Annotated in this window: 27 protein-coding genes and 1 pseudogene; 17 read left to right on the forward strand and 11 right to left on the reverse strand. The window is 54.2% G+C overall.

All coding sequences use genetic code 11. The annotated features are described in order from the left end of the window. The first annotated feature begins 150 nt into the window (after positions 1-150). From recQ to ACYVRB_RS10130, 9 genes are all read left to right on the forward strand, one after another. Positions 151-1914, forward strand: a complete 1764-nt coding sequence (gene recQ, locus ACYVRB_RS10090; protein WP_461215177.1) for a DNA helicase RecQ — start codon at positions 151-153, stop codon at positions 1912-1914. Between the two features lie 99 nt (positions 1915-2013). Next, on the forward strand, positions 2014-3417 hold the full coding sequence (cysS, locus tag ACYVRB_RS10095) for a cysteine--tRNA ligase (protein ID WP_461215178.1): 1404 nt from the start codon (positions 2014-2016) through the stop codon (positions 3415-3417). Then, positions 3414-3833 (forward strand): Mini-ribonuclease 3, encoded by a 420-nt coding sequence (locus ACYVRB_RS10100; protein WP_461215179.1) that lies wholly within the window; start codon positions 3414-3416, stop codon positions 3831-3833. The genes cysS and ACYVRB_RS10100 overlap by 4 nt, the downstream gene beginning before the upstream one ends. Further along, positions 3811-4674 carry a 23S rRNA (guanosine(2251)-2'-O)-methyltransferase RlmB gene (gene rlmB / locus ACYVRB_RS10105; RefSeq protein WP_461215180.1) on the forward strand — a complete coding sequence of 288 codons (864 nt, stop codon included), beginning with the start codon at positions 3811-3813 and terminating at the stop codon, positions 4672-4674. The genes ACYVRB_RS10100 and rlmB overlap by 23 nt, the downstream gene beginning before the upstream one ends. Next, positions 4674-5204: an NYN domain-containing protein gene (locus ACYVRB_RS10110; RefSeq protein WP_461215181.1), complete on the forward strand. Its 531-nt coding sequence runs from the start codon at positions 4674-4676 to the stop codon at positions 5202-5204. The genes rlmB and ACYVRB_RS10110 overlap by 1 nt, the downstream gene beginning before the upstream one ends. A gap of 159 nt (positions 5205-5363) precedes the next feature. Further along, positions 5364-5804: a CopY/TcrY family copper transport repressor gene (locus ACYVRB_RS10115; protein ID WP_461215182.1), complete on the forward strand. Its 441-nt coding sequence runs from the start codon at positions 5364-5366 to the stop codon at positions 5802-5804. Further along, on the forward strand, positions 5801-6172 hold the full coding sequence (locus ACYVRB_RS10120) for a cupredoxin domain-containing protein (protein WP_461215183.1): 372 nt from the start codon (positions 5801-5803) through the stop codon (positions 6170-6172). The genes ACYVRB_RS10115 and ACYVRB_RS10120 overlap by 4 nt, the downstream gene beginning before the upstream one ends. A gap of 21 nt (positions 6173-6193) precedes the next feature. Further along, positions 6194-6466 (forward strand): cupredoxin domain-containing protein, encoded by a 273-nt coding sequence (locus ACYVRB_RS10125; protein ID WP_461215184.1) that lies wholly within the window; start codon positions 6194-6196, stop codon positions 6464-6466. Continuing rightward, positions 6466-8394, forward strand: a complete 1929-nt coding sequence (locus tag ACYVRB_RS10130) for a copper-translocating P-type ATPase (protein ID WP_461215185.1) — start codon at positions 6466-6468, stop codon at positions 8392-8394. The genes ACYVRB_RS10125 and ACYVRB_RS10130 overlap by 1 nt, the downstream gene beginning before the upstream one ends. A 165-nt stretch (positions 8395-8559) precedes the next feature. On the opposite strand, the gene ACYVRB_RS10135 is transcribed toward ACYVRB_RS10130, so the two are convergent. The 7 genes and pseudogenes from ACYVRB_RS10135 to ACYVRB_RS10165 form a co-directional block, all read right to left on the reverse strand. Then, entirely contained in the window at positions 8560-9258 is a 699-nt protein-coding gene (locus ACYVRB_RS10135; protein ID WP_461215186.1) for an SDR family oxidoreductase, read from the reverse strand. 83 nt (positions 9259-9341) lie between these two features. Continuing rightward, positions 9342-10211 (reverse strand): DegV family protein, encoded by an 870-nt coding sequence (locus ACYVRB_RS10140; protein ID WP_461215187.1) that lies wholly within the window; start codon positions 10209-10211, stop codon positions 9342-9344. 175 nt (positions 10212-10386) lie between these two features. Then, entirely contained in the window at positions 10387-11349 is a 963-nt protein-coding gene (locus ACYVRB_RS10145; RefSeq protein WP_461215188.1) for an aliphatic sulfonate ABC transporter substrate-binding protein, read from the reverse strand. A 2-nt stretch (positions 11350-11351) separates the two neighbouring features. Then, a complete protein-coding gene (locus ACYVRB_RS10150) occupies positions 11352-12884 on the reverse strand; it encodes an AMP-binding protein (protein WP_461215189.1) in 1533 nt (510 codons plus the stop codon). Continuing rightward, entirely contained in the window at positions 12841-14076 is a 1236-nt protein-coding gene (locus ACYVRB_RS10155) for an acyltransferase family protein (RefSeq protein WP_461215204.1), read from the reverse strand. The genes ACYVRB_RS10150 and ACYVRB_RS10155 overlap by 44 nt, the downstream gene beginning before the upstream one ends. Then, positions 14063-14770: pseudogene (locus ACYVRB_RS10160) on the reverse strand (ABC transporter ATP-binding protein). The gene ACYVRB_RS10155 and the pseudogene ACYVRB_RS10160 overlap by 14 nt, the downstream one beginning before the upstream one ends. 1 nt (position 14771) lies before the next feature. After that, positions 14772-15578: an ABC transporter permease subunit gene (locus tag ACYVRB_RS10165; protein ID WP_461215190.1), complete on the reverse strand. Its 807-nt coding sequence runs from the start codon at positions 15576-15578 to the stop codon at positions 14772-14774. Positions 15579-15754: 176 nt separating this feature from the next. On the opposite strand from ACYVRB_RS10165, the gene ACYVRB_RS10170 reads away from it, so the two are divergent. Further along, positions 15755-16297, forward strand: a complete 543-nt coding sequence (locus ACYVRB_RS10170) for a sigma-70 family RNA polymerase sigma factor (RefSeq protein ID WP_461215191.1) — start codon at positions 15755-15757, stop codon at positions 16295-16297. Positions 16298-16363: 66 nt separating this feature from the next. On the opposite strand, the gene ACYVRB_RS10175 is transcribed toward ACYVRB_RS10170, so the two are convergent. From ACYVRB_RS10175 to ACYVRB_RS10190, 4 genes are all read right to left on the reverse strand, one after another. Then, entirely contained in the window at positions 16364-17344 is a 981-nt protein-coding gene (locus tag ACYVRB_RS10175; protein WP_461215192.1) for a polyprenyl synthetase family protein, read from the reverse strand. Then, complete coding sequence (locus ACYVRB_RS10180) at positions 17341-17892, reverse strand: Gx transporter family protein (RefSeq protein ID WP_461215193.1); 552 nt, start codon at positions 17890-17892, stop codon at positions 17341-17343. The genes ACYVRB_RS10175 and ACYVRB_RS10180 overlap by 4 nt, the downstream gene beginning before the upstream one ends. After that, a complete protein-coding gene (locus ACYVRB_RS10185) occupies positions 17889-18320 on the reverse strand; it encodes a NusG domain II-containing protein (protein ID WP_461215194.1) in 432 nt (143 codons plus the stop codon). Before ACYVRB_RS10185 ends, ACYVRB_RS10180 begins: the two co-directional genes overlap by 4 nt. 102 nt (positions 18321-18422) lie before the next feature. Further along, positions 18423-20336 (reverse strand): FAD-dependent oxidoreductase, encoded by a 1914-nt coding sequence (locus tag ACYVRB_RS10190; protein ID WP_461215195.1) that lies wholly within the window; start codon positions 20334-20336, stop codon positions 18423-18425. 295 nt (positions 20337-20631) lie between these two features. Here ACYVRB_RS10190 and pplA point away from each other — a divergent pair, with 295 nt between their 5' ends. The 7 genes from pplA to nusG all read left to right on the forward strand — a co-directional run bounded on the left by pplA (position 20632) and on the right by nusG (position 25738). Then, positions 20632-21546 (forward strand): extracellular electron transfer flavoprotein PplA, encoded by a 915-nt coding sequence (pplA, locus tag ACYVRB_RS10195; protein WP_461215196.1) that lies wholly within the window; start codon positions 20632-20634, stop codon positions 21544-21546. Positions 21547-21753: 207 nt separating this feature from the next. Then, on the forward strand, positions 21754-22830 hold the full coding sequence (locus ACYVRB_RS10200; protein WP_461215197.1) for an FAD:protein FMN transferase: 1077 nt from the start codon (positions 21754-21756) through the stop codon (positions 22828-22830). Further along, on the forward strand, positions 22830-23768 hold the full coding sequence (locus ACYVRB_RS10205) for a 1,4-dihydroxy-2-naphthoate polyprenyltransferase (protein ID WP_461215198.1): 939 nt from the start codon (positions 22830-22832) through the stop codon (positions 23766-23768). Before ACYVRB_RS10200 ends, ACYVRB_RS10205 begins: the two co-directional genes overlap by 1 nt. Continuing rightward, positions 23756-24724: a UbiA family prenyltransferase gene (locus tag ACYVRB_RS10210; RefSeq protein WP_461215199.1), complete on the forward strand. Its 969-nt coding sequence runs from the start codon at positions 23756-23758 to the stop codon at positions 24722-24724. The genes ACYVRB_RS10205 and ACYVRB_RS10210 overlap by 13 nt, the downstream gene beginning before the upstream one ends. A gap of 31 nt (positions 24725-24755) precedes the next feature. Further along, positions 24756-24905, forward strand: a complete 150-nt coding sequence (gene rpmG / locus ACYVRB_RS10215) for a 50S ribosomal protein L33 (RefSeq protein ID WP_461215200.1) — start codon at positions 24756-24758, stop codon at positions 24903-24905. A gap of 23 nt (positions 24906-24928) precedes the next feature. Next, positions 24929-25099, forward strand: coding sequence for a preprotein translocase subunit SecE (gene secE, locus ACYVRB_RS10220; protein WP_461215201.1), 171 nt, complete (start codon positions 24929-24931; stop codon positions 25097-25099). A gap of 90 nt (positions 25100-25189) precedes the next feature. Then, positions 25190-25738: a transcription termination/antitermination protein NusG gene (nusG, locus tag ACYVRB_RS10225; protein ID WP_461215202.1), complete on the forward strand. Its 549-nt coding sequence runs from the start codon at positions 25190-25192 to the stop codon at positions 25736-25738. Positions 25739-25886 lie beyond the last annotated feature (148 nt).

Genomic DNA, 25886 nt, shown 5'->3' on the forward strand with positions numbered 1-25886 from the left:
AGTTCGACCGCTGTAAACGGCACTAACCATCCCCTTGATTAGGGTGGTTAGTGCCGTTTGTTTTGCGTTTGCGTAATCTATTCTTAGGACGTTGTACACCAGTCACCAAGACGGGTAGAATAGTAAGGATAGAAATGGGGGAGTGACACCATGGCCAATGCGCAAGCCTTAGCGTTGTTGCAGGAAAAATTTGGATATTCGCAGTTTCGGCCGGGCCAAGATCAAGCCATTGAGCAGGTGCTTGCGGGCGAAAACACGCTGGTCGTGATGCCAACCGGCGGCGGGAAATCGCTGTGTTACCAGATTCCAGCCTTGGTGATGGCTGGGCTCACGTTGGTCGTCTCACCGCTGATCGCGTTGATGAAAGATCAAGTCGATGCCTTGAATGAAAACGGCATCCCCGCCACTTTCATCAACTCCAGTCTCACCTACCAAGAAGCCAAAAATCGGCTGACGCTGGCCGCTCAAGGACAAGTCAAGCTGCTGTATGTTGCGCCTGAGCGGCTGGACATGCCGCAGTTTCAAGAGGAGCTGGCGGCGTTGAATATCACGCTAATGGCCGTCGATGAAGCACATTGTATCTCGCAATGGGGGCACGATTTTCGCCCCAGCTACTTGAACCTGCAGCAGGTCGCCGCCAATTTACCATCAAAGCCGACGATCGTGGCGCTGACAGCCACCGCGACGACGCGGGTGGCCGAAGATATTTGTGCGCGACTCGATATCGATCAGGCGCAGATGGTCAACACCGGTTTTGCCCGAGATAACTTGAGCTTCAATGTCGTTCGCGACCAAGATAAAGACCTTTATCTCAGCGAGTACCTGAAGCTGAACCACGATCAGTCAGGAATCATCTATGCCTCAACGCGCAAGGAAGTCGAGCGGTTGTACAACCTGCTTGACCACAAGCACTTGCCGGTCACGAAGTATCACGCCGGCTTGAGCGAAACCGAACGTGCTCAGAACCAAGAAGATTTCTTGTATGACCGCAAGCCGATCATGATTGCAACCAACGCGTTTGGAATGGGGATCGATAAGTCCAACGTGCGGTTTGTGATCCACGATCAGGTGCCAGGAGACTTGGAATCGTATTATCAAGAAGCCGGACGTGCCGGGCGTGATGGTTTGCCCAGCGAGGCGATCTTGTTGTTTGCACCACAGGACTTGCAGATCCGCCACTTCTTCATCGACCAGTCTGATGGCGACGATGATTACAAGCAGCGCGCGTACATGAAGCTCCAGACGATGCAACAATACGGCAACACCGGGGACTGCCTGCAACAATTCATCTTGCGCTATTTTGGTGAAAAAAGTGCGCCATGTGGCCGCTGTTCGAACTGTTTGGATCAACGCGAGCTGGTCGATGTGACCGAAGATGCCCAAAAGGTGTTGTCGTGCGTGGTGCGGATGCATTCACGCTTTGGCAAGGGGTTAGTCGCGCAGGTGTTGGCGGGGGCCAACAATCAGCGGATCCGCGACATGCATCTGGAGACGCTGTCCACTTACGGGTTGATGGCGTCACAACGGCAAAAAGACATCACCGGGTTCATCGACTTTTTGACGGCCAGCGGGTTCTTGGTAGCAAACGGTGGCCAATATCCGACGTTGGGGGTGACGGCTTCCGGGGCGGCGGTGCTCAAAGGCCAACAGAAGGTGCAGCGTAAGATGGCGGCCAAGGCCAAGGCGACGCTGGCCGTGGATGACGAGCTGTTCCAGAAGCTGCGGAGTTTGCGGCGCGACCTTGCAGAAGATGCCGGGGTGCCTCCGTATGTTATTTTCTCCGATCAGACCTTGAAGCAGTTGGCCCAAGACAAGCCGCAAGACCGGCTGAGCATGTTGGCGGTACGCGGTATCGGCCAAAATAAGTTGGACAAGTATGGTGAGGCATTCCTGGCCGTGCTCAAGGATGCATGATTCGCGCTTTAACAAGCCGTGAATATTGGGTATGATTGAGACGAACGTCTTAAACCAGTTAGTGACGCAGTATGTGTCTAATGAAAGGAGCATCGATCGATGCAACTCTATAATACGTTGACGCGGCAGAAAGAAGAATTTAAGCCGTTAGTACCCGGCGAGGTCCACATGTATGTCTGTGGGCCGACCGTTTATAACTACATTCATATCGGCAATGCGCGTTCCGCCATTGCCTTTGACACCATTCGCCGGTATTTTGAATATCGCGGCTACAAAGTGACTTATGTGTCTAACTTCACCGACGTCGATGACAAGATCATCAATGCCGCCCACGATACTGGTGAGGAGCCACTCGCTTTGGCGCAGCGCTTCATCGATGCCTTCATGGAGGACACGGCTGCCATCGGAATCGAACCGGCATCCGCCCATCCGCGGGCCAGTCAAATGATTCCCGAAATCATCGCGTTCATTCAAGACTTAATCGCCAAGGGCTTCGCTTATCCGGTCGCCGGCGACGTTTACTTTCGGGTGCGTAAGTCGCCGCATTACGGGCAACTTGCCAACAAGAACATCGATGAACTGGAACAAGGGGCCAGCCAGCACGTGGCTTCAGAAGAAACTGCGCGCAAGGAGGACCCGGTCGATTTTGCGTTGTGGAAAGGCGCTAAGCCTGGTGAGATCTCGTGGGACTCACCTTGGGGAGCCGGCCGTCCAGGCTGGCATATCGAGTGTTCAGTGATGGCGACCACCTTGTTAGGGGATACGATCGATATCCACGCCGGCGGCCAAGACCTCGAATTTCCGCACCATACCAACGAAATCGCCCAGTCTGAGGCCAAAACCGGCAAAAAATTTGCCAACTACTGGCTACACAACGGTTTTGTGACGATCGGTGAAGACGACGAGAAGATGTCCAAGAGCCTGGGCAATTTCATCACGGTGCACGATATCGTTAAAACCGTCGATCCTATGGTGTTGCGCTTCTTGATGGCCGGGACGCAATACCGGCGGCCGATTCGCTATTCTGAAGCGGGACTGCAAGAAGCAGCGACAAATCTCGAAAAACTCCACAACGCTGACACGAACGTCGCCTTTCGCCAGGACCAGGCGGTTGCCGGTGCAGATTCGGCAATCACGGAGCAAGTCGCCGCGCTTGAGACTCAGTTTGTGGCGGCTATGGATGATGACTTTAATGTTCAAAACGGTCTGGCGACGGTGTACGATCTTGCCAAGGTCATGAACGAGTACGCGGCAACTGATGCGCCTAAGGCCGACAGTCTCGCGCTGTTGCGCAAGACTTTGGCCACCTGGCTGCAGATCTTCGGGGTCCATTTTGAAGCCGACACCATGCTTGATGCAGACGTCGACAAGAAGATCGAAGCACGCGATCAGGCCCGCGCGGCCAAAGATTTTGCCACCAGCGATGCCATTCGCGACGAGCTGTTGGCACAAGGCATTATTTTGGAAGATACTCCCCAAGGAACGAGGTGGCGCCGCAAATGACCGACGCAAAGCAACTCAATGGTATCGCGTTGGCCTATCTAGGCGACGCAGTGTATGAAGTGTACGTGCGCGAGCACCTGCTCGCTCGCGGTTTGGTGCGGCCCAACCAGCTGCAACGTGCCGCAACCAATTTTGTCTCCGCCAAGGCCCAAGCGGCGTTGATCGCGGGGATGGAAGAACAGGCGTTGCTCAGTGATGAGGAATGGGATTATTTTAAGCGCGGGCGGAACGCAAAGTCGTACACGCACGCCAAGCACACCGATGTCGTCACTTACCGGATCTCCACAGGCTTTGAGGCGCTGTTCGGGTATTTGCAACTGAGCGGCCAAAAAAAGCGCGTGGACACGTTGGCGAATTGGTGTATTGATTATGTAGAAGCAGGAGGAACCGGCCATGGCCAAAGCACAACCAAATAAGCGTAAGTTCCATCGTGATCCAAGACAAAAGGCCGACCGTGACGAGCGTGTTGCCCGAGCAAGAAAAGACGACCGCCGAGAAGTGCGGCCAGAGCCTGAAGAAGAAGTCGATAATGAATTCGTTTTCGGCCGGCACGCCGTGGAAGAGGCCTTGAAGGTCGGTTCTAGCGCCAACATCAACAAGTTGTTTGTCCAAAGTGACCTCAAGTCCGATCAAGTCCACACGATCGTTAAAGCCGCCCAAAACAAGAAAGTTATCGTCAGCCAGGTGCCAAAGTCGAAGCTGGATCTGATGACCGACGGTGGCAACCACCAAGGGGTATTGCTGGCGATGAGCCCCTATGATTACGCGACCATCGATGATTTGTTTGCGCACGCTGAAGGGCACGATCCGTTTTTTGTCATTCTCGACAACCTCGAAGACCCGCACAATCTCGGGTCGATCTTGCGGACCGCTGATGCGATCGGCGTTGATGGGATCATCATCCCGAAGCATCGCGCGGTGGGGCTGACAAGCACCGTTGCCAAGGTCTCAACCGGTGCGATCGAACATGTGCCGGTGGCACGAGTGACCAATCTCGCCAACACGATCAAGATCCTCAAAGAACGCAACGTCTGGGTCTTTGGGACCGCAATGGACGGGCAAGACTTCCGCAAGTGGGATGCGCACGGTGCCATCGCCTTGGTGATCGGTAACGAAGGCAAAGGCATCAGCCCAGGAGTCGCGAAGCTGATGGACGCGACCGTGACGATTCCAATGGTCGGCCATGTCCAAAGCCTCAACGCGTCTGTGGCGGCTGGGATCTTGATGTACCAAGCCTTTACCAGCCGAGGCCAATAATGAGGCGGCACATCCTGATCGTGGACGCATATAATGTCATCGGTAACTGGCCACAGTTAGCCAAGCTCAAGGCCGAAGACAAGCTCGATGCCGCCCGCGATCTGCTCTTGCAAGTGCTTGCCGAATACCGCGCGCATGAAAACGCCGATATGATCGTGGTATTTGATGCGATGTACGTGCCTGGCATCGGGCAAAAATATGATCAGTGGGATATGGAAATCGTCTGGACTGATGAAGAACAAACCGCAGATTCGTACATCGAAGCGCTTGCGGAAAAATACAACAGTCCATTAGTCCAACTGACGGTAGTGACCTCAGACCAGGCCGAACAGTGGACGGTTTTCTCCCGCGGTGCGCTGCGGATCTCGTCGCGTGATTTCTTGGGTTATGTGCGCCGCTCGCATCGCGAGTTCAAACACTCTGCGGATCCGTTTATCACGCGGGAGAAGCGCCGCAATGTTCCTTGGAACGCTGATCAGGCCGCGGAACTCGATGCGCTACGCCGCAAGCTTGAAGAAGGCGACGACTAAGCGCGGTTTAAACTTGAACAGTTGGCATAGCAGCATCTTTGGGGAACGACCTTTTACCAGGTGGCCCCCAAAGATGCTTTTTGTTTTGTGTTGACAAATGTAAATTTTGAGGTATTCTATGAGTGTAGGTTACAAATGTAAATGAAAGGACGTGGCGTGATGGCAACCGTAGAGATGTCGCCGGCAGAATGGGAAGTTATGCGGGTCGTGTGGACCAAAGGCAGTGCTGGCACCAACGAGATCATTGCCGTGATGCAGGCCAAGCGTGACTGGGCCGAGTCGACGGTCAAAACGCTACTCAGGCGGCTCGTTGGCAAAAAGGCGCTGGCAACTGTGAAGGCGGGGCGGCAGTTCGTCTACCATCCGCTGATCTCTGAGCAAGTCGCGATGACGCAGACGACTGACGAGTTGTTCGATCATCTGTGTGAGATGAAGCAAGGTGCCGTTTTGATTGGGTTGTTACAGCGCACCACGTTGAGTCAAAAAGACATTCAAACCATGCAGCAGGTGTTAGCTGAAAAGGCTAAAACCGCACCTGTCCAGGTGGCTTGTAACTGTCTGGCAGGCGAATGCACCTGCGAAAAGGAGGAAGCACAATGAGTCAGATCATCGTCACGATCGCCGGGTTAGCCCTGATCGGTTTTATCGTTTGGTGGTTCTTTGGCAAGCACGCCGTTGCCACCACCCAAGCGCAGGTCCAAGATCAACAGCAAACCGTTGATGTGTTAGTCAAAGGGGGGTACTCCCCAGAGCGCGTTGTCTTAAAACAAGGCGTGCCGGCAGTATTGAACTTCACCCGTGAAGACCCCTCGAGCTGTTTGGACCGCGTGGTTTTCCCGGATTTTGGGATCAATCAGGCGCTTCCTAAAGGCGAAACCGAGCAGATCAAGATCGATACCAGCAAGCCTGGCGAATACACTTGGGCTTGCGGCATGGACATGTTTCATGGGCAATTAGTCATTCAGTAACCAATCGAGGAGGAAAATCTTATGTCAGAAAACCAACAAAACGTCAATATCACCGTTGCCGGCGGCTATGATCCAGCAGAGGTCACCTTGAAACAAGGGGTCCCTGCAACGCTGACATTCACCCGCACCAACACGCAAGGCTGTTTGGACGTGGTGCATTCTAAAGATTTTGGGTTTGAAACTGAGTTGCCTTTGAACCAGCCGCAAACCGTTACTGTTGACACGAGCAAGGCCGGTGAATTTGGCTTTAGCTGCGGGATGGACATGTTCTTTGGCAAGGTGGTGATCAAGTAATGTCGATCGCAGCGCGTTTTTGGGTATCGCTGGTCTTGAGCCTGCCGATGCTTGCCGAGATGGTCATGAAGCCGTTGACCGGGTTCATGCTACCAGGCGGTGAGTGGACGATGCTGATTTTGACGACGATCATCATGGCGGTATCCGCCGTGCCATTTTGGCAAAGCGCGTGGGCGAGTTTCACCAAACACCACGCCAACATGGATACCCTAGTGGCGATCGGGACAGCGACGGCGTATTTTTACAGTATCTATGCGATGTTCACGCATCAGGCCGTGTTTTTCGAAAGTGCGGCGATCGTGACCGCGTTCGTTTTGCTGGGCCAGGTGTTTGAAGAGCGGATGCGTAACAACGCGTCTGATGCCGTGTCGAAGCTGGTCGACCTGCAGGCCAAAGATGCTGAGGTGCAACGCGATGGTCAGTGGCAACGCTTGCCGCTGAGCGACATCGTGGTCGGTGACGTGTTGCGCGTCCGTCCCGGCGAGAAGATCGCCGTGGACGGCACCATCACCGATGGGCAATCGACGATTGATGAATCGATGGTCACTGGCGAAAGTATGCCGGTCGAAAAAAAGGTCGGCGATCGCGTGATCGGGGCCACCATCAACAACCATGGCACCTTGACCTACACGGCCGAAAAAGTCGGCGACGACACGATGTTGGCGCAGATCGTCGCGATGGTGAAGCAGGCGCAAAACTCGCATGCCCCAATTCAAAAGCTCACGGATAAAGTCTCTGATATTTTTGTCCCGGTTGTCTTGATCCTCGCCATCCTGACGTTTTTGATCTGGTACGTGCTGATCGGCGCGAGCCTTGCCAACGCCTTGATCTTTGCGGTGTCTGTGGTCGTCATCGCCTGTCCGTGTGCCTTGGGCCTGGCGACGCCAACAGCCTTGATGGTCGGGACCGGCCGTTCCGCCAAGATGGGGATCTTGATCAAAAACGGTGAAGTGCTCGAAGCCGCCAATGATATCACCACGGTCGTTTTCGATAAAACCGGCACGATCACCAACGGTAAGCCTCAGGTCACCGACATCGTTGGCGACCAAAAACGGGTGCTGACCGTCGCCGCAGCCTTGGAGGCGGCGTCAGAACATCCGCTGGCAAGTGCGGTGGTCCAAGCGGCCGCCGACCAGCAGTTGACCGTGCCAACCGCGGCGGCTTTCACCGCGCTGGAAGGCCGCGGAGTCGCGGCAACCGTTGAAGGCGATCACGCCTTTGTCGGTAACGACAAATTGGTTGCCGGCCATCAGCTGTCTGCGGATTTGCAGGCCCGAGCAGAAACTTTGCAAAATCAGGCGAAGACGGTGGTTTATGTTGGCGTCGCGGATGCAGTCATCGGCTTGATCGCCATTCAAGACGCGCCAAAGCCGACCTCTAAGACAGCGATCGCAGCCTTGAAAGCCCGCGGGCTAAAGACCGTGATGTTGACAGGCGACAATCAGCGCGTTGCCCAGGCAATCGCTGAAGACGTCGGGATCGATGCGGTCATCGCTGACGTTTTGCCTGCAGATAAGGCCGATCGCGTCCAGGCGTTGCAAGCATCTGGCAAGGTGGCGTTTGTCGGGGATGGCATCAATGATGCCCCGGCACTGACCGTCGCAGATGTTGGGATCGCGATGGGATCCGGAACCGATATCGCCATCGAATCAGGTGGGATCGTGCTGGTCAAAAACGATTTGCGCGATGTCGATAAGGCGCTGACCTTAAGCAAGAAGACATTCAACCGAATCAAACTCAACTTGTTCTGGGCGTTCATCTACAACGTGTTAGGGATTCCCGTTGCCGCAGGGGTGTTTTACGCCATTGGCTTGACGTTGAGCCCGGAATTTGCAGGACTGGCAATGGCGCTGTCGTCCTTATCGGTGGTGACAAGTTCCGTTTTGTTGAACCGCACGAAGATCGAACCAACAGCAACAGTTGCCTAAACACCAACAGGGCGGCTGTGACATAAAGCGGTTTTAGCCCATAACACAAGTGCCTCTACCCCACGATTTGTTCTTGAATCGCGGGGTAGAGGCATTTGTGTTTCTGGGCGTTGCTTTGTGGAACGCGACGATGTGCTTTATGTCTCGCCCACCTGTTTTTTGTGATTATAAATCAACGCCGCCGTCGATATGCAAGATCTGGCCGGTGATGAAGTTGTTTTGCATCAGATACAGGTAACCGGAAGCCACCTCGTCGACACTGGCGACGCGCTTGAGCGGGATGCCTTGCGCAAAGGCAGATTCTTGAGCGGTACGCGCTTCGGCGGACAGGTCACGCCAAAGCTCTGTCGGCGTCCAGGTCGGGGCCACCGCGTTGACGCGTTTGTCCGGGGCGAGTTCGACTGCCAGCCCTTGAACCATCGTGTTGAGGGCCTGGTTGCCAACGATGGCACCACTGGCGTCGGCCGGCCGACCGCCTGATCCCGAGGTGAAGGTGAGGCTGGTCGTGACGTGGCTGGCGGCGATCTGTGCGAGCTGTAGGTTTGCGAAGAATTTGGCTTCCACCGCCGCGCGGATCTCGGCCAGGTCGCTGTTGAGAAAACCGCCGCTCATCCCCCCACCGAGCATGGATACCAGATGCGTATAGGCGTCATGACGGGCAAAATAGTTACGCAAGGCGGCGCCGTTGGTCGCGTCAAGCGTCGACCCGGCGATACCGGGGTGAGCTTCTAAGAAGGCGTGCAGTTTGACGGGGTCTTGACCGACCACATGGACATGGGCAGCTTGTTTGGCCGCGGCGATCGCCACAGCGGCGCCGAAACCAGAGGTGCCGCCAATGATGAGAATTCTTGTTTGTTGTTGCATCAGCAATTCCTCCTGTCGTGATCATTATGCGCCGTTAGCGAAAAAAAGAACACACATCTGATTGAGACGTGTGTTCGAAGCGATTATTGGCGTTGGTTGTGATCGAGTGAGAACACGGCCACGCAACCCAGGCCTGTGTGACTGGCGATGGCCGCGCCGATCCGTTCGATCCGGATCGGGGTGTCCGGATAAGTCGCCAAGATCCGATCGCGGATGCTTTCTGCGGCGGCTTGGGCCTTGGTGGTGGCGATGAGGACCTGGTGAGTCGGGTCTGCCGCGATGGCGGCGATGGTTTCGTCAGCCAAGGCGTTCAGCGAGCGCTGGCGCGAGCGGGCCTTTCTGACGACCCGCAGGTGCCCGGCGATGTCGACATCCATGACCGGTTTGATGTTCAACAGCGTGCCTAAAGCGGCGCTGGTGCGTGACAAGCGCCCACCGTGATAAAGATAGTTGAGATCGTCGACAGTGAACCACTGGCGATACCGCAGACGATTGGCGGTCAGCCAAGCCGCCAGGTCGCTACGGGAGACACCGGCGTCGCGCTTGGCGATCGCGTCTAACACCATCAAGCCCAAACCGCAAGAAGCGGCCAGGCTGTCAACAAGCTCGATTTGGGCGTTGGGGTAGTCTTCTAAGATGATCTGCTTGGCCTGTTCCGCAGACGCGAAGGTACCGGAAAGACCGCTGGAAAAGCCGAGGTATAAGATCGGCGTGTTGGCCTTGACGTAGGGGGTAAAAAAATCGACGAATTGGCCGATGTTGACCTGGGCGGTGGTTGGCATCACGCCTTTGTCGATCTGCTCGTAGAGTGAGTCGACATCAAACGTTTCGCCAAGGTCATCGATATGATCGGCACCGTCAACGTCGACGTGCATCGAGACGAAATCGACATGGGCTTCTTGAAGCGTTTGATACGGTAGGTCGCATGCAGAGTCGGTCAATAATTGATACATGATGGGTCTCCCTTTTTTAAGACATATAGGGTCATTCTACTACGATTCATGAAAAAGACAATGTAAGCACCCTGAGTTTTCATTTTGGCTGGCGCGACTGCGCAAAAACCAGTGCTGCCAGTCTCAAGTAAGAGACCATGCAGCACCGGTTGTGAGGGGGGATACAGGAAAAAAATCAGTTGATCGTGGCGTCTGTGACGTCGATTTTCTTGGCGATCAGGCCTTGTTCGTAGAAGACATCGGCGATGGTTTGTTGTTCTTTCAAGATACTTGCGGTGACGTTACCCATCGAATAATCGCGGCGGTCGACCATCTTGGCGGCGATGCGCTTCTTGAGCTTGAGCATCTTCGTCAACATCGTGGTCAGCTGCGCTTTGTGAGTGTTGGCCCAGTCCATGTCGTCTGCCAGATATTGGACCAAGAGCTTCGAGACGTTCTTGTGGGCGGTCGCGTATGCCTTCGTGGAAATCACGAAATCACGGTTCTTGGCGAGCCCGGTGTCGTCGACTAACAACTTGGCGTTGGCGTTGACCTCGGCTGTTGAGGTGTAAGGATCCCAGGTGGCCCAGGCGTCGACGGTGCCTTTGGAAAAGGCGACGGCTGCGGCGCTTTGATCCATGCTGACCAGCTTGACGTCAGCGGTCGTCAAGCCGGCTTTCTTCAGCGCTTGGATGACCATGAATTGGGACGAGGTGCCTTTGGTGTAGGCAATCGTTTTGCCTTTGAGATCCGCAACAGAGTTGATATTGCTATTCTTTTTGACTTCGATCCCGGAGCCTTTGACCTTGTCGGAACCGGCGGCGATATAGACAAAGCCCATGCCGTTGGCTTGAGTGGTGACTGGTGGGACATCTCCGAGACGTGCGTAGTCGATGTCACCGGACTTCAAAGCGGTCGATAGCGCCGTGCCGTCTTGGAATTCTTTGAAGACCACCTTGTAGCCTTTTTGCTTCATTTTCTTGGCGAGCTCGCCGCGGGCGCGGGAGATGTCGACAGGGTCGGCTTTTTGATAGCCGATGGTGACGGTCGTCAATTTTTGATCGGCGCTGGTTTCATGGGTGGCTGAATACCCAAACCAAGCCACCGCGGCGATAATGACGATCAGTAAGACGGTGAGCAATCCTTTTTTCTTCTTCATAACTATCCTTTCGCACCTACAGCAAGTAGTTGATCGCGTAATTGTGGCCGCAAGACCTTGCCGGTGGTGTTGCGTGGGAACTCATCCACAAATTCAACGCGGGTCGGGGCTTCGAATTTGGCGAGGTGGCTGCGGCCGAATTCGAGGATCGCAGCGCGCTGGGCGGCTTCGTTTTGTCCGGGGGTGGTCGAGACCAAGACGGCGGTGACTTCTTCGCCATATAAGGCGTCTGGGGTCCCAATCACGGCGAGCTGTTCGATGAACGGCAGCTCGGACAAGACGGATTCGACATGCGCCGGTGCGACTTTTTCGCCGCCGCGGGAGATGATCTCTTTTTTGCGGCCTTTGACAAACAGGTACCCGTCTTCATCGAAATAACCGAGGTCGCCGGTCAAAAACCAGCCGTCTTGGAATGATTCGGGTTTCTCGTCGTCGAGATAATGGGTAATCACATGGTCGCCACGGATCGCGATTTCTCCGATCGCGCCTGGTGCGGCGGTGAATTGTTCACCGATCAGCAGTTTCACATCGGTGCCAAAAGGCAAACCTGCGGAACCGATTTTCGGGGCATCGTGAGGGTTGGTGGTGCATTGGCTCGTGGCTTCCGTCATGCCATAGGCTTCGATCACCTGCGTGTGGAACCGAGATTGGAACGTGCGCAAACGCTCTTCTGGCAAAGCAAACGAGCTGGAGCGCACAAAGCGCAAATTAATGTCTGCTTGAAGCCGGCCGTATGCGGCGTTGGCTTTTTCGTTCAGCAATAAGAAGCTGATGATGGTCGGGACGACCGAGACCCAAGTGACGTGATAGTCTGCGATTTGTTGCCAGAAGTTCGACGCAGAGAATTTTGGTGTGACGACGATGCGCGCGTTGGCGACGCGAGAAGAAAGGGTCGACAGCACCTGCGCGTTGATATGAAACATGGGCATGGTAATCATCGCGGTGTCTTTTTCGGTCATGAGGTTGGATTCTGCGTCGTGGCGCGCGGCGTTGAGCAAAAGCCGGTGTGAGAGCCCGACGCGCTTGGGCTTGCCGGTGGTGCCAGAGGTGTTGAGGATCAACCCCAGATCGTCTTCTTGAACAGGGATGCAATCGCCCGCTGGCCGAGAGTCCAGTTGGTTGCTGTCGGCGATGACTTCAAAGGCCGCGGTGGTCAACGCCAAAGACGAGTGGGCAAAGTGTGGCGCCTGCCACGCACCTGCGAGGGCTTGGGTCGTGAGGACCAGCGGGTATTGGAATTCTTGCCAGTCTGCGATAAGCCCAGCAACTGGCGTTGTCGGTGAGATCGGATGGACGATGATGCCAAGATTCCAAGCGGCTTGGTTGATGACCGGGAAAACCGCTGAGTTGGGGAGGCAAACCAAGATGGTGTCGCCGCGGCCGAGGTTCGTTGCCGTGAACAGGGCTTGGAGTTTGTCGACGTCGTGTTGCAGATCGGCCCCGGTAAACCAGCGGGCGCTGGCGGCGTCGGCGATGAGCTTGCGGTCGGGATTATTCTTTAGTTGATTGGATAGTAGCGTGGTAAGTTTGGTCATGGACAGGTGCTCCTTTCTTGGCGAAGAGATGAATTTGCGGGCGCCCAATCAAGATGCCGAACGGGGCGACTTTGTAGCAGAACCAGGCGATGCCAAAGCTCATGCCGATAACGATCACGTAACCGACGGGAATCAATAGCAGATAGCCCCAGTCGGGTAACGCGGTGAAGCTTAACAGCCAACGCAGAAAAGCTAAGCCGATGGTTTGATCCAGATAGATCCCAAACGACACTTTGGCGCCGTTTTTGATAAAGCGGTCTAGCCAATTCGGAATGCTGTGCGTGCGCGAGCGGTCGTAAAGCTTGCCAATTCCGAAGACGAAGATGATCATCATGGTGTCGTACACCAACATGTAGGGTTGGTGTGGGGAAACGGCGCTGGTGTGGCTCAGCCCCAAGACGTTGCGGTTCCAGAAATAGTAGGCGACCGTGCCTAGACCCAGGGCCAAGGTGATGCCGCCGATGGCTTTGGCATGGTGTTTAATGAACGCCACCATCTGGTCATAGTGCAGCGAGGTGAAGGCACCGAAGATGAAGTAGAACTGGTAGGTGAAGACGTTGACGCCATAAGCACGGAACCACCACAGCCAACTGCTACGATCGATATGGGGCAGGCCGTATTTGATGCCGAACATCAAGGCGAGTTGGATCAAGAAACTCACGACCACAATGGTGCCGTGGTGGTCTTCCAGCCGTTTGAACAACCACACCAGCAGGGGAAACAGTAGATAGAGCTGCAAGGTGACCAGGATGTAATACATATAGAACTGATCGCCGTGAAGAATGGCGCTGGCGTAGGTAGAAACAAAGTGATTCAGTGAAAAGCCCGGGGCGCCGACGATCAAGGCGAAGACCATCAAGATAAAGTTCCACAGCAGATAAGGCCAGCCAGAACCTGAAAAACGTTTCTTGAAGAAGTTTGGCCAGTCATCTTTGTGATAATAGTTGAGCGTCAGCACCAGTCCGGTCATGAACATGAAGCCCATCCGGGTGAAATGGATCGTGAGGTGAGTCGATAACAATAGCATGTGCGCCCAACCATTGGCATCGGTCATACTTTGGGTAAACGCGGTGGTGGTGTGATTCAAAAGCACCCCGAAGATGAAGATGATACGCATGGCATCGACTTCATAGAGGTAGCGGCGAGTTTTTTTAGTCGTTGTGGTCACAAGGCACCCCCTAAGCTGAGGCAGGCGTCGTGTTCAAGATGACGCTTAAGACTTGTTCTGAAACGGTCCCGATGGTGGCAGGGCCTTGGCCTTTGGCACCGTCGGCTTCGTAGACGTTGGTGCCGTCTTTGACCACGATCACACGATCGGCCATGCGCGCGGCTTCTTCGACGTCGTGGGTGATCAGTAAGGTCGTGAGGTGCTGTTCCGCACAGATGGCAGCAATCGAATCTTGCATCTTGCGGCGGGTCAAGGCATCTAGCGCCCCCAATGGTTCGTCGAGCAACAACAGCTGCGGATCGGCCATCAGTGCCCGCCCCAGCGCGAGGCGTTGCTTTTGCCCGCCTGACAAGGCGTTGGGATAACCATCAGCGAAGTCTTGCAGCCCGACGGTGGCCAGCATCGCCAAGGCGCGTTCTTGTTGGGCTTTGTCTTTGCTGTTGAACGAGAGGTTTTGGAGGTTGTTCATCTACGGCAGCAGGCGATCGTTTTGGAACATCACGCGGGTGACCATGGCGGGATCAGCGTAATGGATATCACCGCTGGTCGGTTGTTCCAGTTGGGCGATCAGGCGCAAAATCGTTGATTTGCCGCCGCCGGACATGCCGACCAAGGCGATGAATTCACCAGGATAGAGACTGAAGTTGACATCGTGCAAGGCGGTTTTGTCACCGTAGACTTTCCCGATGCGGTCGAGGGTCAATAAGGGTTCGGTCATATTAGTGACTCCTTTCGTTTTGCCAGTCCAAGCAGATGTCTTCTAATAACTTGGCGATCAAGTCGGAGGCTTTGCCGAGCAAGGCATAGATGACGATACATAAGAGGACGGTTTTCATGTTCATGAATTCTTGCGCGTTGGTCGCCATGTAGCCGATCCCAGAAGTCGAGCTGATTGTTTCGGCAACGATCAAGGTCGTCCACATTACCCCGAGGGCGTAGCGGATCCCGACTAAGATGGTCGGAAGCGCTCCTGGGAAAACGATCTTGGTCAGCATCTCACGCTTCGACAGCCCGTAAGCTTGGCCCATTTCGACCAGCTCCGGATCGATGCGGGTGATACCGTGGAAGGTGTTGATGTAGATTGGAAACATCACGCCGACGGTGACCAGCGAGATCTTGGCGGACTCACCGATACCAAACAAGATAATCACCACCGGAATCAGAGACAGGTGGGGGATGTTGCGTAGCATCTGGATCGTGGAGTCGAATAAGGCGCGGGCGGTTTTGGATAAGCCGTTGAGGATCCCGAAGAAGAACCCGACTGAGCCGCCGATCGCAAAGCCGGCCATGGCCCGATACAAGCTGATCCCGAGGTTTTTAGGCAAATCCCCGCTTTGCCACAAGCTGATGCCGTCTTGCAAAACGGCCAGCGGCGTCGGCAAAAGTGCTGTCGAGAGCCAACCAAGGGTGCCGGTGATCTGCCAAAGGCCGATCAAGGCAAAAGGAATCAGCCAAGGAAGCAGTTGTTTGAAGTTATAGGTGTGCGGGCGGCGTTTTTGTTGCGTGAGGTCTGTCGCGTTGTCCATATTGTCATCTCCATATGATTAGTTGATGGGGATCATCATAGGCAGGCAAGCTTAAACCCAACTTAAAAGCCAAAAAGTTTTTCTTGTATATCGGGGAAAAGTTGGGTACAATGTGGGCCTGGTGGTGGCACTTACTTTTCGTAAGTCTGGGGTCATTTTCAATGGAGTGATTCTCGATGGAAGAAGCAACACTCTATGGATTGCTGGCAGACGCCGAGACCAACTCCGAAGCCTTTGCCAGGATCTTTGAACAATATCTGCCGCTAGTGTATAAAGTTATCAGACACTACTATTTACGAGATTTTTCCGAAGAAGATTGGCTCCAAGAAGCACGCATGGCGATGTTTAATGCCATCAAGCGCTATGATCGCCGCAACGGGACGACGTTCGGGTCGTATTACGCGATGGTCTTGCGTTCGCACATGAATTCCTTGGTCCGGCGCCACCTCGCCAAGAAGCGGGCCGCGTATTCACGCTCGGTGGTGATGGCAGATCCGATCGATCGCGCCAAGGAGCAACAACTCGGTCAACACGTCGAAGATTCGCAGCTGATGGGGATCGATCTCGACCGCCTGTTGAAACAGCTGACGCCGCTTGAAGTTCAGGTGTTGTACGCCGCCTTCAACGGCACGATCAAAGACCAAGAACCTTCAGTCCAATATGCCCGGGAACGGACAAAGCGCAAGCTTGAACGGTATATTGCTGAGTTTCACCGGTAATGACGATACCAAAAAAGGCGCCGTGAACGTTTTGTTCACGGCGCCTTTTGGCTGTAGGTCAATCAGTTAGCTTTTGCGGTCGAGCAGTTGCGTCGTCAGGCGGATCAGCGTCGCCTTTGCCGGTTTGTCCGGTAGCGTCGCCAGTCCTTCTAAGGCACGGTGGGTGTAGTCGGCCGCCATGGCTTTGGCTTGGGTCACGCCGCCAAAGCGCGTGATCAAGTCGTCGATTGCGGCCAGATCAGCATTGCTTAAGTCGTGTTGTTTCTGCAATAACGGGATGAAGGCGTCGCGATGGTCAGTCATCGCGAGGATCAACGGGGCGGAGTAGACGCCTTGTTTGATATCTTCATGCACCGGCTTGCCGATCGTGGCTTTGTCGCTGGTGTAATCGAGAATGTCATCCAGCAGCTGAAAGGCGATCCCGATGTTCATCCCGATCTGTTCGATCCGCTTGGCAAAGCGCATCGATTGGCCGCTTTCATAAGCGCCAATGAAGCTTGCCAAGGCGAAAAGTTGGCCGGTTTTGCCAGAGACCTGAGTGAGGTAATGATCGATGTCCATCTGGTATTGATAGCGCGTATTCATCTGCTCGAGTTCCCCGTTCAACAAGCGCTCCATGCTGTTGGCATCTTGTTGTACTGAGCGGAGGTCGCTGGCGTATTTGGCAATCAGCTTGAAGCAGACGACGAATAGGTAGTCGCCGGCGTATACCGCGACGTCTTGGCCGAAACGAGCGCTGATCGTTGGTAAACCGCGGCGGATACTAGCAGCGTCAATGATGTCATCATGGACCAAGGTGGCGTTGTGTAGCGCCTCGATCGCCGCGGCCAGCGCGATCATTTTTTGCCGGTCGCTTGTCGGACTGAACTGTGAAAACAGCAGGCAATACGCCGGCCGCAACAGCTTGCCGCCGGCGTTGATCATCTCGATCAACGCCGTGGCGACGGCAGAGCTTTGTGGTTTGATCTGGGTGGTGATGAGGTCTAAGGTGGCGCTGAGCTCGGAAGCAAGCGCGGGGTAGTCTGCCCACATTGGATGGATCTTCATGTCTGTCTCCTTTTGCGGCGGTCAAAGCGTAACCGGCTGAGGGTGTCGATGTGTTCGAAAAGAAAGTTGGCGGCGATGCCAACGGCGATCCCTGCCAGAATGCCCATGAAGCTGAGGATCGGCAGGTACAGCATCACGGTCCACGACTGGGCGATCAGGCTGGCGACGACCAGCTGGCCGACGTTGTGTAAGATCCCACCGGCAGCAGAAATCCCGATCATGCTGACGCGGCGTTCGCCCAGTTGTTTGATCAACAGCATCCCTATCCATGATAGCAAAGCGCCGGCACCAGAGTACAGGAACGTCGACAAGGTGCCGCCGAGCAGCGTCGTCAATAACAAGCGCAAGACCATCAACAAGAAGCTGTCTGAAACCGACATGGTAAACAACGACACGATGGTGATTAGATTGGCTAAGCCGAGCTTGGCGCCTGGCGCAAAGGCAAACGGGAAGGGGATCATGCGCTCTAACAGACCGATGATGACCCCTTGGGCACACAGCAACGCGATAAAAATAATTTGTTTGGTTCGATCAGGGCGATAAGTCATTCGGACACCATCCCCCCTGTGTTGTTGCCGCTAGAGTGGCCGCTGGATTTGATCGAGACCAGTAATTTGTGCGGCAGGCAGACGATGGTTTGCCCGGGTTTGGCGATCTTGCCTTTGCGCACGCAGACTTGATCCGGACAGTTGGCGTCTTTGATCTCGATTTGTTGATCGGTGGTGACGATGTCGTTATAGTCGTGGCCGTCGCTGTAGCGGAAGTGTGTGGTCCCATGGTGGCCGGTCAAACGGATGCGATAGACTTCTTTGCCGTCGTGGGTCACCACCGCGGTGTAAACCGTTTGAGGGGCGGCGGCATTTTTCTGGGCTTCGACACGCGCGAAGATGACATACGGAATGAACGACGCCACCAACAAGGCCAAGACGATGATGTAGTCGAAGGGGCGGATCATTTTGATGTAGTGCTTCATCATGTTCTCCCTTCGTGATGTTGCCGATAAAAAAGGCTCTGAGGCCAGTTTACCCCAGAACCTAAGGCCGGACAATGTGGCTTGCCGGCATGGTGGACAAGGCCGCTAGCGGACGGTATCGCTACCGTACAACGCTTTTGGTTGACCGTACCGCCACTTGCCAAAGACTTTTTGCAGATATGGAACGACCCACTTATCGAGGCCGAACGCTCTGCCGGAGCCGTTCATCACGGCGATGGCCATCGGGATCATCCAGATGTTGACCCAATAGAACATGCCGCTGAGGCAGAAGATGATCGTAAACATCACGGAGACGCCACCGCTCAACCAGGTGAACAGGCCAGCAACCAAGGCGAGGCCAATCAGGATCTCGACGATCGTCATCGTTTTTTGCATGAAGAAGGCGACTTGTTGGTTCGGGATCAAAACTTTGGTGATGTTATACATCCATCTTGGCATCTGATCGAAAACCATCATTGGGTCCTTGCCATATTGATAGGACAAGGAGAACACCGACTTGGCCGCGGCCGCAGCGGTGTCTGCGGCACCGCTAGCGGCAGCACCTGACGCGGCTGAGGTGGCGTCAGCACCGGCGGCAGACGCACCGCTGGTGGCTGCCGGTTGGAGCCAAGAAAATGGTAGGCGCAACTTGTCGACGAACCAAGATTCTTTGCCCGAAATCTTGTACGAGCAATCGACCAGCCACATGGCCCCAAGGAAGATCCGTGCCGGCACCGCCCATAAGACGTTGCCTTGACGAGAAACATGGCCGCGCATCAAGTTGCGGTCGTTTCTGGTCCGGAAGAACTCGTGCATGACGTATTGGAACAGGTAATAACCCGAATAGATCTGCACGAAATACAACATGTTGACCAGGTGCTTCATCAACATCGCAAAGAACCCGGAAAGGTGGAAGATCCCCATCAAATTAGCGACGCCGTAGCGGGAGCCTAGGCTGACCATGAAGCCTGAATAAGAGGCCTTGAAGTCAACGTCAGCGGCCTGGCCGTGCATCTGGTTGGTGATGTTAGACAAGGCCGTTTGGGCGCTGGCTTCGGCGCCTTGGACGATCTGAGGTTCGCCGCGATCGGAGTTGCCGTCGTAAAACGAAACATCCCCGACAACGTAGATCCGTTCATCATCGACAGACTGCATATGTGAGTTGACGACGATCCGACCGGCGCGGCCTTGCGTCAGATGGAAGTTGGCAGCTTGTGACGATGCCTTGACGCCGGCGGTCCAGATCAAGGTTGCCGTCGGGTAGGTGGTGCCATCTTTGAGATCGACGTGATCGGCATGAACGCCGACGACGCCGGTGTTGGTCATGATGTTGATGCCGCGGCGGCGCATGTATTTCTCGGCCTTGGCGGCGTCAGAGCGGTCCAGCATGTTCATGATCGTCGGCGCCATTTCCATCAAGGTGAAGGTGATCTCTTCAGGATCGAGCTTGTTTTGTTTGGCGAGTTGCTCGCGCCAGTCGCGCAATTCACCGATGGTTTCAGTACCGGTGAAGCCGGAACCGACAACAACGAGCGACAATAGCGCCTTGCGCTTGTCGGGATCGTGTTCAACGGCACCGCGGGCGATCACGTCTTCAACGTGTTCTTTGAGCGCGATAGCTTGTTCCCAAGACCCCAGTGTGAAGCCGTGTTCTTGGACGCCTGGGGTCCCAAAGTCGTTAGGCTCTGAGCCGATGCCAAGCATCACGTAGTCGTAAGGATAAGCGCCGTGCTTGGTCTTGACCAGCTGCGCGTCGCGATCGATGGTCGTGACTTCATCGGTGACGAGGCGGACGTTTTTCCGCCGGCAAAATAAGCGTTGTAAGTCATATTGGATCGCGTCTTTGTCGACGCGATCAGCGGCGATTTCGTGGAGCTCGGTCATATAGGTAAAATATGAATGCTTGTCGATCAAGGTGATGGTGACATCTTGGTCGTGTTTGAACTTCTTGGCTAGCCGTTTGGTTGCATATACCCCTGCAAACCCGGCGCCGATGACGACGATGTTTTTTTGCGCCATGGCAATAACACTCCTCTGTGAATTCTTAGCGAATAATTCCCAATTACACGCATCATTATACCTTTTATCCAATTGATTTGTCCATTATTTCACACAACTGATTAGGCTAAACCTAAAATCTTCGGAAAATGGTTTCCCACATACGGGTAAGCGTGATCATTCGACTGGGCTTATAAAAATGTGAAAGCGCTGAAAATTTTGGGTTTTTGTTGATTTTTGCACAATGCCTGAGTACACTTATTTTGTGTGAAAGATAACACAAAATTAGGGCATAATAGATAAAGGGGTATAGACTATGAAATTAGCAAAGACATTGACTAGTGTTTCAGTGATCGCGTTATCCGCGTTGACCTTAGCCGCTTGTGGGAGCAGCTCATCCAGCAAAGATTCCTCAAGTTCAAAGGCCTCAAGCTCCAAAGTTGTGAAGAAGTCTTCTAGTTCTGCCAAGCAGATTGCCGGTGGGGCACTCAAAGACGGGACGTATAAGCTTGATGAACTTGGCTATTCTCACGGTTATAAGGTGCAAATGAGCATGACCGTTGCCAATGGTAAGATCACCAAGACGGCCTATGACTACGTCGACAAGAATGGCAAGTCCAAGACACAAGATGCTGATTACGAAAAGAGCATGAAGAAAGTCGCTAAGACTGGGCCTAAGGAATACATCCCAGAACTGAACAAGTCGTTCAAACAAAACGGCGCAAACACCGGTGCCATCGACGTCGTCAGTGGCGCAACGGAATCTTCTTGGACCTTCAAGAACTATGCGGCCCAATTGGTTCAAGCTGCCCAAGCCGGCAACACCGCCACGATCCAAATTCATAACACAGATAAGTTGAAAGACGGGACATATACCCTTAACGAGAAGAACTACTCACACGGCTACCGCGTGACCTTCTCGATCACCGTCAAAGATGGCAAGATCACGGCGTCTAACTACGATAACGTTGACAAAAACGGCAAGTCTAAGACCAAAGATGCCGCTTATGAAAAGAGCATGAAGAAGGTCAACAAGGTCGGCCCAGTGGAATACACCAAGGCCCTCAACGAAGGTTTGGTCAAGAAGCAAACCCCTGCTGAAGTCGACGTTGTTTCCGGTGCGACCCACAGTTCGACCAGCTTCATCAGCTATGCTGAACAGCTGATCAACGCGGCCCAAGCCGGCAACACCAAGCCAATCACCGTTGACAATATTGTTTACGAAGAATAATTGCTAGTTGTCATCGGATCTGAGGCTGAGACATATGTGGCCTTAGTCTAATTGACGAGCGTCTCTGTCGCCCTACCCGTTTTGGGGTCGGGTGCCAGAGACGTTTGTCTTTTATCAAGGAAGCGTGTTGGCGGGGAATTATGCTTTCCAGCCGCGGTCTCAGGTCTGTATACTAGAATTATTCACAGTTGGAAGGAAATTGACGCAATGAAGAAGATAATATTGGGTGTGGTGGCACTTTTGCTTGCGATCACCCCGCTGGCCGCGTGTGGTCAGCAGAGCAAACCCGCAGAAAAAAAGGCCCCGGTATTGGTCAAGACCCCTTATGAAGACACGCAGTTTCTGATGGGCACCGTCGTCACTTTGCGCGTGTATGACAAAGGCAAGCAGGCGGCGCTCGACGACGCGTTTGCGCGGATCAAGACGCTGGCGCGCGAAACGACGGTCAACCAAAAAGGTTCTGAAGTCGACGCCGTCAACGCCCAAGCCGGCAAAAAGGCGGTCAAGGTGACGCCTGCGATCTACCAGATGATCAAGTACGCCAAGCGTTACAGCAACCAGTCGCAAGGCGCATTTGACCTGGCGATCGGCCCGATCACGAGCCTTTGGCACATCGGTTTTCCAGATGCCCGCAAGCCTAGCCAAGCCGAGATCGATGCCAAGTTGCCGCTGGTGAATTACAGAGACGTTGTCTTGAACGACAAGAATCACACCGTGTATCTCAAGCGTCCCGGCATGGCACTGGATCTCGGCGGGATCGCCAAGGGCTTCATCACCGATGAAGTCGTCAAGGTCTTGAAAAAAGACCAGGTGTCGACGGCCATCGTCGACCTTGGCGGGAATATCTATGTGCTCGGCCACAGTCCGAAGCAAAAAGACGCTGACTGGACGGTCGGCATTCAAGACCCGAAAGAAGCGCGCGGCACGGCCATCGGCACGGTGCCGGCCAGCAACATGACCGTGGTCACCAGCGGCATCTATGAACGCAAGCTGGTGGTTGACGGCCACACGTATTCACACCTGATGGATCCAAAAACGGGCTATCCGTTTGACAACAATCTGATGGGGGTGTCGATCATCACGAAGAAGTCAGTCGATGGGGATGCGTTATCGACCGCGACCTTTGATAAAGGGCTTAAAGGCGGCATGGCGTTCATCGAAAAAACCGGCTATGCCGAGGCGATCTTCATTACAAAGGATAAGAAGGTCTATGTTTCTAGCGGCCTGAAGAAAGACTTCAAACTGCTCAAAGACTCTGGCTACCAGCTGGCGGAGCTGAAGTAATGGCAACTTTCCTCGAACTCGTCGAAGCCAGGACCAAGCTTGCAAGCCTCTTGCCTTGTGCGATCGGGGTGTTGTTTGCGGCGGTTTATTTTAATCACATCGACGGCATCAACACGGTGTTGTTCGTTATCGCGACGTTGCTGGTCGACATGGCGACGACTGCCATCAACAACTTGATGGATTATCATAAGGCGCAAAGCCAGCGCTATTTGGCCGAGACCAACATCATTTCTAAAGCCGGCTTGGATTCGCGTCGCGTCGTGGCGCTGATCGTGGCGATGCTCAGCGTCGCGAGTGTGATCGGGCTGGTGTTGGTGTGGCGGACGCAGTGGCTCTTGCTGTTCATCGGTGGGGCGTGTTTTGTGATCGGAATCTTTTATACTTTCGGGCCGCTGCCGTTGTCGCGGTTGCCGCTAGGGGAGGTATTTTCTGGCGTCACCATGGGTCTGGGAATCCCGTTCATCGCGGTTTTTGTGAACGTCCCGGCGACAAGCTTTGTCTCGGCGCAATGGGCGTGGCCGCAGCTTTACGTCTCTGGTAACTGGGTGGCACTGGTCGCGTTAGGGTTGGTGTGTGTGACCCCGATGGCGACGATCGCCAATGTGATGCTGGCCAATAACTTGTCGGACCTTGACGAAGACCACGCCAATCACCGGACAACGCTGCCCATGTATCTCGGACATAAATATGCCATCTGGCTGTATCAGGCGCTGGCGTATTGTGGGTTCTTGGCTATCATGGTCGCAGTCGGCATCGGCTTGATGAACTGGCCGCTGCTGTTGGCGTTGGTCGCTATTCCCGGGGTCGTGCACAACACGCGGCTTTTTGTTGCGCGGCAAGTCAAAACTGCCACCTTCAAAACCGCGATCGCCAACTTGGTGCTGGCCAATGGCGCCTTAGTGCTTGGCTTATTGGTAGATTGGCGGTGGCCGACGTGACGACTTATCGTAAACTGACGTGGCCGCTGTTTTTAGAATTGATTCGCCTGCCGGCCAAGGCGGCCAGCCTGTTACCGTTCTTGTTCGGGGTCAGTTATGCGTGGGTCCATTACCACCAGCTGAACTGGGCGAATACGGCAGTGTACTTTGTCGGCCAGATGAGCATCGCGTTGTTCGTGACCGGGTTCAACAACGTGCAGGATTTCTACAAGGCCAAAGACTTGCAGTACCGCGACACCCAAAACATTATCGGGCGAGAACACTTATCTCCGCGACGGATCTTGGCGTTGATGCTCGGCTTTCTCGGGCTCGCTTGTGCCTGCGGGTTGTGGCTGGTGACCCGCACCGATCTGAGCCTGTTGCTGATCGGGGGAGCGGCGATCTTTGTCGCGATCTTTTACACCTTCGGCCCGGTGCCGTTATCACGGATTCCCAGCGGTGAGCTGTTGGCGGGGTTGTGCGAAGGATTTGGCACGATTTTTATCGCGGTGTTTGTCAACGTCCAGCCACGGCCGGTGACGCTCGCTTTAGCCGGCAACGCCTTTCGTTTCGGCATCGATCTGCGAATGTGTCTGGCCTTGTTGGTGGTGGCGTTGCCGATCGTGATCTTAGACGGCACGGTGATGTTTGCAGACAACATCTGTGACTTGGCCCAAGACGAGCGCAACCAGCGCTTCACGTTGCCTTACTATCTTGGCCAAAAGCGGGCGCTGGCAGTTTACCCGTGGTTACCCCGCGTGGCGTATGCCATGATCGTGGTGGCGGTGTTGTTGCGGCTGTTGCCTTGGCTCGTGTTGTTGGCGGTGTTGTTGTGGCCGCTGGTCGCCAAGAACACCCGCGGCTTTTTGGCCAAGCCAAGCAAGACCGAGACGTTCAATCTCGCGATCAAGACGCTGTTAGTCACTGCGGCGGCAGAGGTTGTGTTGCTCCTGCTTGCGGGCGGCTTGAATTTTTGATACATTGTAGTGTGACTGGAGGAAATCACCTATGTCTGTAAAAAAAGTCGCCATGGCCTGCTCCGTTTGTGGGCGGCGCAACTATTTCGTTCCAGAAAACAAGCAACGCACGGAACGCCTCACGTTAAATAAATATTGTAAGTATTGTAAGAAAGTCACTGAACATCGCGAAACCAAATAAGCGACGCAAGGGAGGAAGCAGCCATGAAATTTATCAAGAGTGTCATTCAAGAGATGAAGGCCGTCACTTGGCCGAACGCGCATGAAACGCGGCGTGATACGTCGACGGTCATTATGACCTCCCTGTTGTTTGCGATTTACTTCGCCATCGCCGATTGGATCATCTTGATGATCTTGAATGCGTTTGTCTTTTAGTCGTCGTTTTGGTATACTGTATCTCAGCGAAAAACCGTGCCCATAATGGACGGTTTTTTATTTTGGCAAAGACAATCAAAGGAGCCTATCATGGTAGAATCAGCAGAAAAGCAATGGTACGTATTGCATACTTACTCCGGCTACGAAAACAAGGTGAAGACTAACCTTGAGTCTCGGGCCTCTTCAATGGGAATGGACGACTTCATCTTCCGGGTGATCGTGCCTGAAGAAGAAGAAACCCAAACCAAAAACGGCAAGGCCAAGCAAGTGATGGAAAAGACGTTCCCTGGCTATGTTCTGGTCGAGATGGTCATGACCGACGAATCTTGGTTCGTTGTGCGTAACACCCCAGGGGTGACCGGCTTCGTTGGCTCTCACGGTGCAGGGTCCAAGCCGGCACCGCTGGAACCAGAAGAAATTGCCTCGATCTTACATTCGCTCGGCATGAGCGCACGGAAGACGGCCAACGTTGATTTCGATCTTGGCGAAACCGTGACGATCATCGACGGCGCCTTTGCTGGCATGGAAGGCAAGGTCACGGCCAACGACAAAGAGAAGCAAAAGCTTCGCGTTGCGATCACGATGTTCGACCGGGAAACCGCGGCCGAGCTTGATTACGAACAAGTCGACAAGGCTTAATATAATAGATAGAAAAAATGCGGCTCTGCGTCAACTGGTGTTGAAGAATAAATTTATCTTTTAGGAAAGTCTCCATGATAGGAGGCTTTTTGTTATTTTAGGCAGTTAATTGGTAGATGCGATTGAAGAAATTGGTTTGATTGCGAAA

The organism is Lacticaseibacillus boliensis, assembly GCF_054784775.1.

Coding starts and splice junctions, on each gene's coding strand:
- ACYVRB_RS10120 (WP_461215183.1), top strand. CDS start 5,801: ATGAGTCAGATCATCGTCACGATCGCCGGGTTAGCCCTGATCGGTTTT.
- secE (WP_461215201.1), top strand. CDS start 24,929: ATGAAATTTATCAAGAGTGTCATTCAAGAGATGAAGGCCGTCACTTGG.
- ACYVRB_RS10200 (WP_461215197.1), top strand. CDS start 21,754: ATGAAGAAGATAATATTGGGTGTGGTGGCACTTTTGCTTGCGATCACC.
- ACYVRB_RS10190 (WP_461215195.1), bottom strand. CDS start 20,336: ATGGCGCAAAAAAACATCGTCGTCATCGGCGCCGGGTTTGCAGGGGTA.
- rpmG (WP_461215200.1), top strand. CDS start 24,756: ATGTCTGTAAAAAAAGTCGCCATGGCCTGCTCCGTTTGTGGGCGGCGC.
- ACYVRB_RS10100 (WP_461215179.1), top strand. CDS start 3,414: ATGACCGACGCAAAGCAACTCAATGGTATCGCGTTGGCCTATCTAGGC.
- nusG (WP_461215202.1), top strand. CDS start 25,190: ATGGTAGAATCAGCAGAAAAGCAATGGTACGTATTGCATACTTACTCC.
- pplA (WP_461215196.1), top strand. CDS start 20,632: ATGAAATTAGCAAAGACATTGACTAGTGTTTCAGTGATCGCGTTATCC.
- cysS (WP_461215178.1), top strand. CDS start 2,014: ATGCAACTCTATAATACGTTGACGCGGCAGAAAGAAGAATTTAAGCCG.
- ACYVRB_RS10170 (WP_461215191.1), top strand. CDS start 15,755: ATGGAAGAAGCAACACTCTATGGATTGCTGGCAGACGCCGAGACCAAC.
- ACYVRB_RS10175 (WP_461215192.1), bottom strand. CDS start 17,344: ATGAAGATCCATCCAATGTGGGCAGACTACCCCGCGCTTGCTTCCGAG.
- ACYVRB_RS10180 (WP_461215193.1), bottom strand. CDS start 17,892: ATGACTTATCGCCCTGATCGAACCAAACAAATTATTTTTATCGCGTTG.
- ACYVRB_RS10150 (WP_461215189.1), bottom strand. CDS start 12,884: ATGACCAAACTTACCACGCTACTATCCAATCAACTAAAGAATAATCCC.
- ACYVRB_RS10165 (WP_461215190.1), bottom strand. CDS start 15,578: ATGGACAACGCGACAGACCTCACGCAACAAAAACGCCGCCCGCACACC.
- ACYVRB_RS10115 (WP_461215182.1), top strand. CDS start 5,364: ATGGCAACCGTAGAGATGTCGCCGGCAGAATGGGAAGTTATGCGGGTC.
- rlmB (WP_461215180.1), top strand. CDS start 3,811: ATGGCCAAAGCACAACCAAATAAGCGTAAGTTCCATCGTGATCCAAGA.
- ACYVRB_RS10185 (WP_461215194.1), bottom strand. CDS start 18,320: ATGATGAAGCACTACATCAAAATGATCCGCCCCTTCGACTACATCATC.
- ACYVRB_RS10205 (WP_461215198.1), top strand. CDS start 22,830: ATGGCAACTTTCCTCGAACTCGTCGAAGCCAGGACCAAGCTTGCAAGC.
- ACYVRB_RS10140 (WP_461215187.1), bottom strand. CDS start 10,211: ATGTATCAATTATTGACCGACTCTGCATGCGACCTACCGTATCAAACG.
- ACYVRB_RS10135 (WP_461215186.1), bottom strand. CDS start 9,258: ATGCAACAACAAACAAGAATTCTCATCATTGGCGGCACCTCTGGTTTC.
- recQ (WP_461215177.1), top strand. CDS start 151: ATGGCCAATGCGCAAGCCTTAGCGTTGTTGCAGGAAAAATTTGGATAT.
- ACYVRB_RS10130 (WP_461215185.1), top strand. CDS start 6,466: ATGTCGATCGCAGCGCGTTTTTGGGTATCGCTGGTCTTGAGCCTGCCG.
- ACYVRB_RS10145 (WP_461215188.1), bottom strand. CDS start 11,349: ATGAAGAAGAAAAAAGGATTGCTCACCGTCTTACTGATCGTCATTATC.
- ACYVRB_RS10125 (WP_461215184.1), top strand. CDS start 6,194: ATGTCAGAAAACCAACAAAACGTCAATATCACCGTTGCCGGCGGCTAT.
- ACYVRB_RS10110 (WP_461215181.1), top strand. CDS start 4,674: ATGAGGCGGCACATCCTGATCGTGGACGCATATAATGTCATCGGTAAC.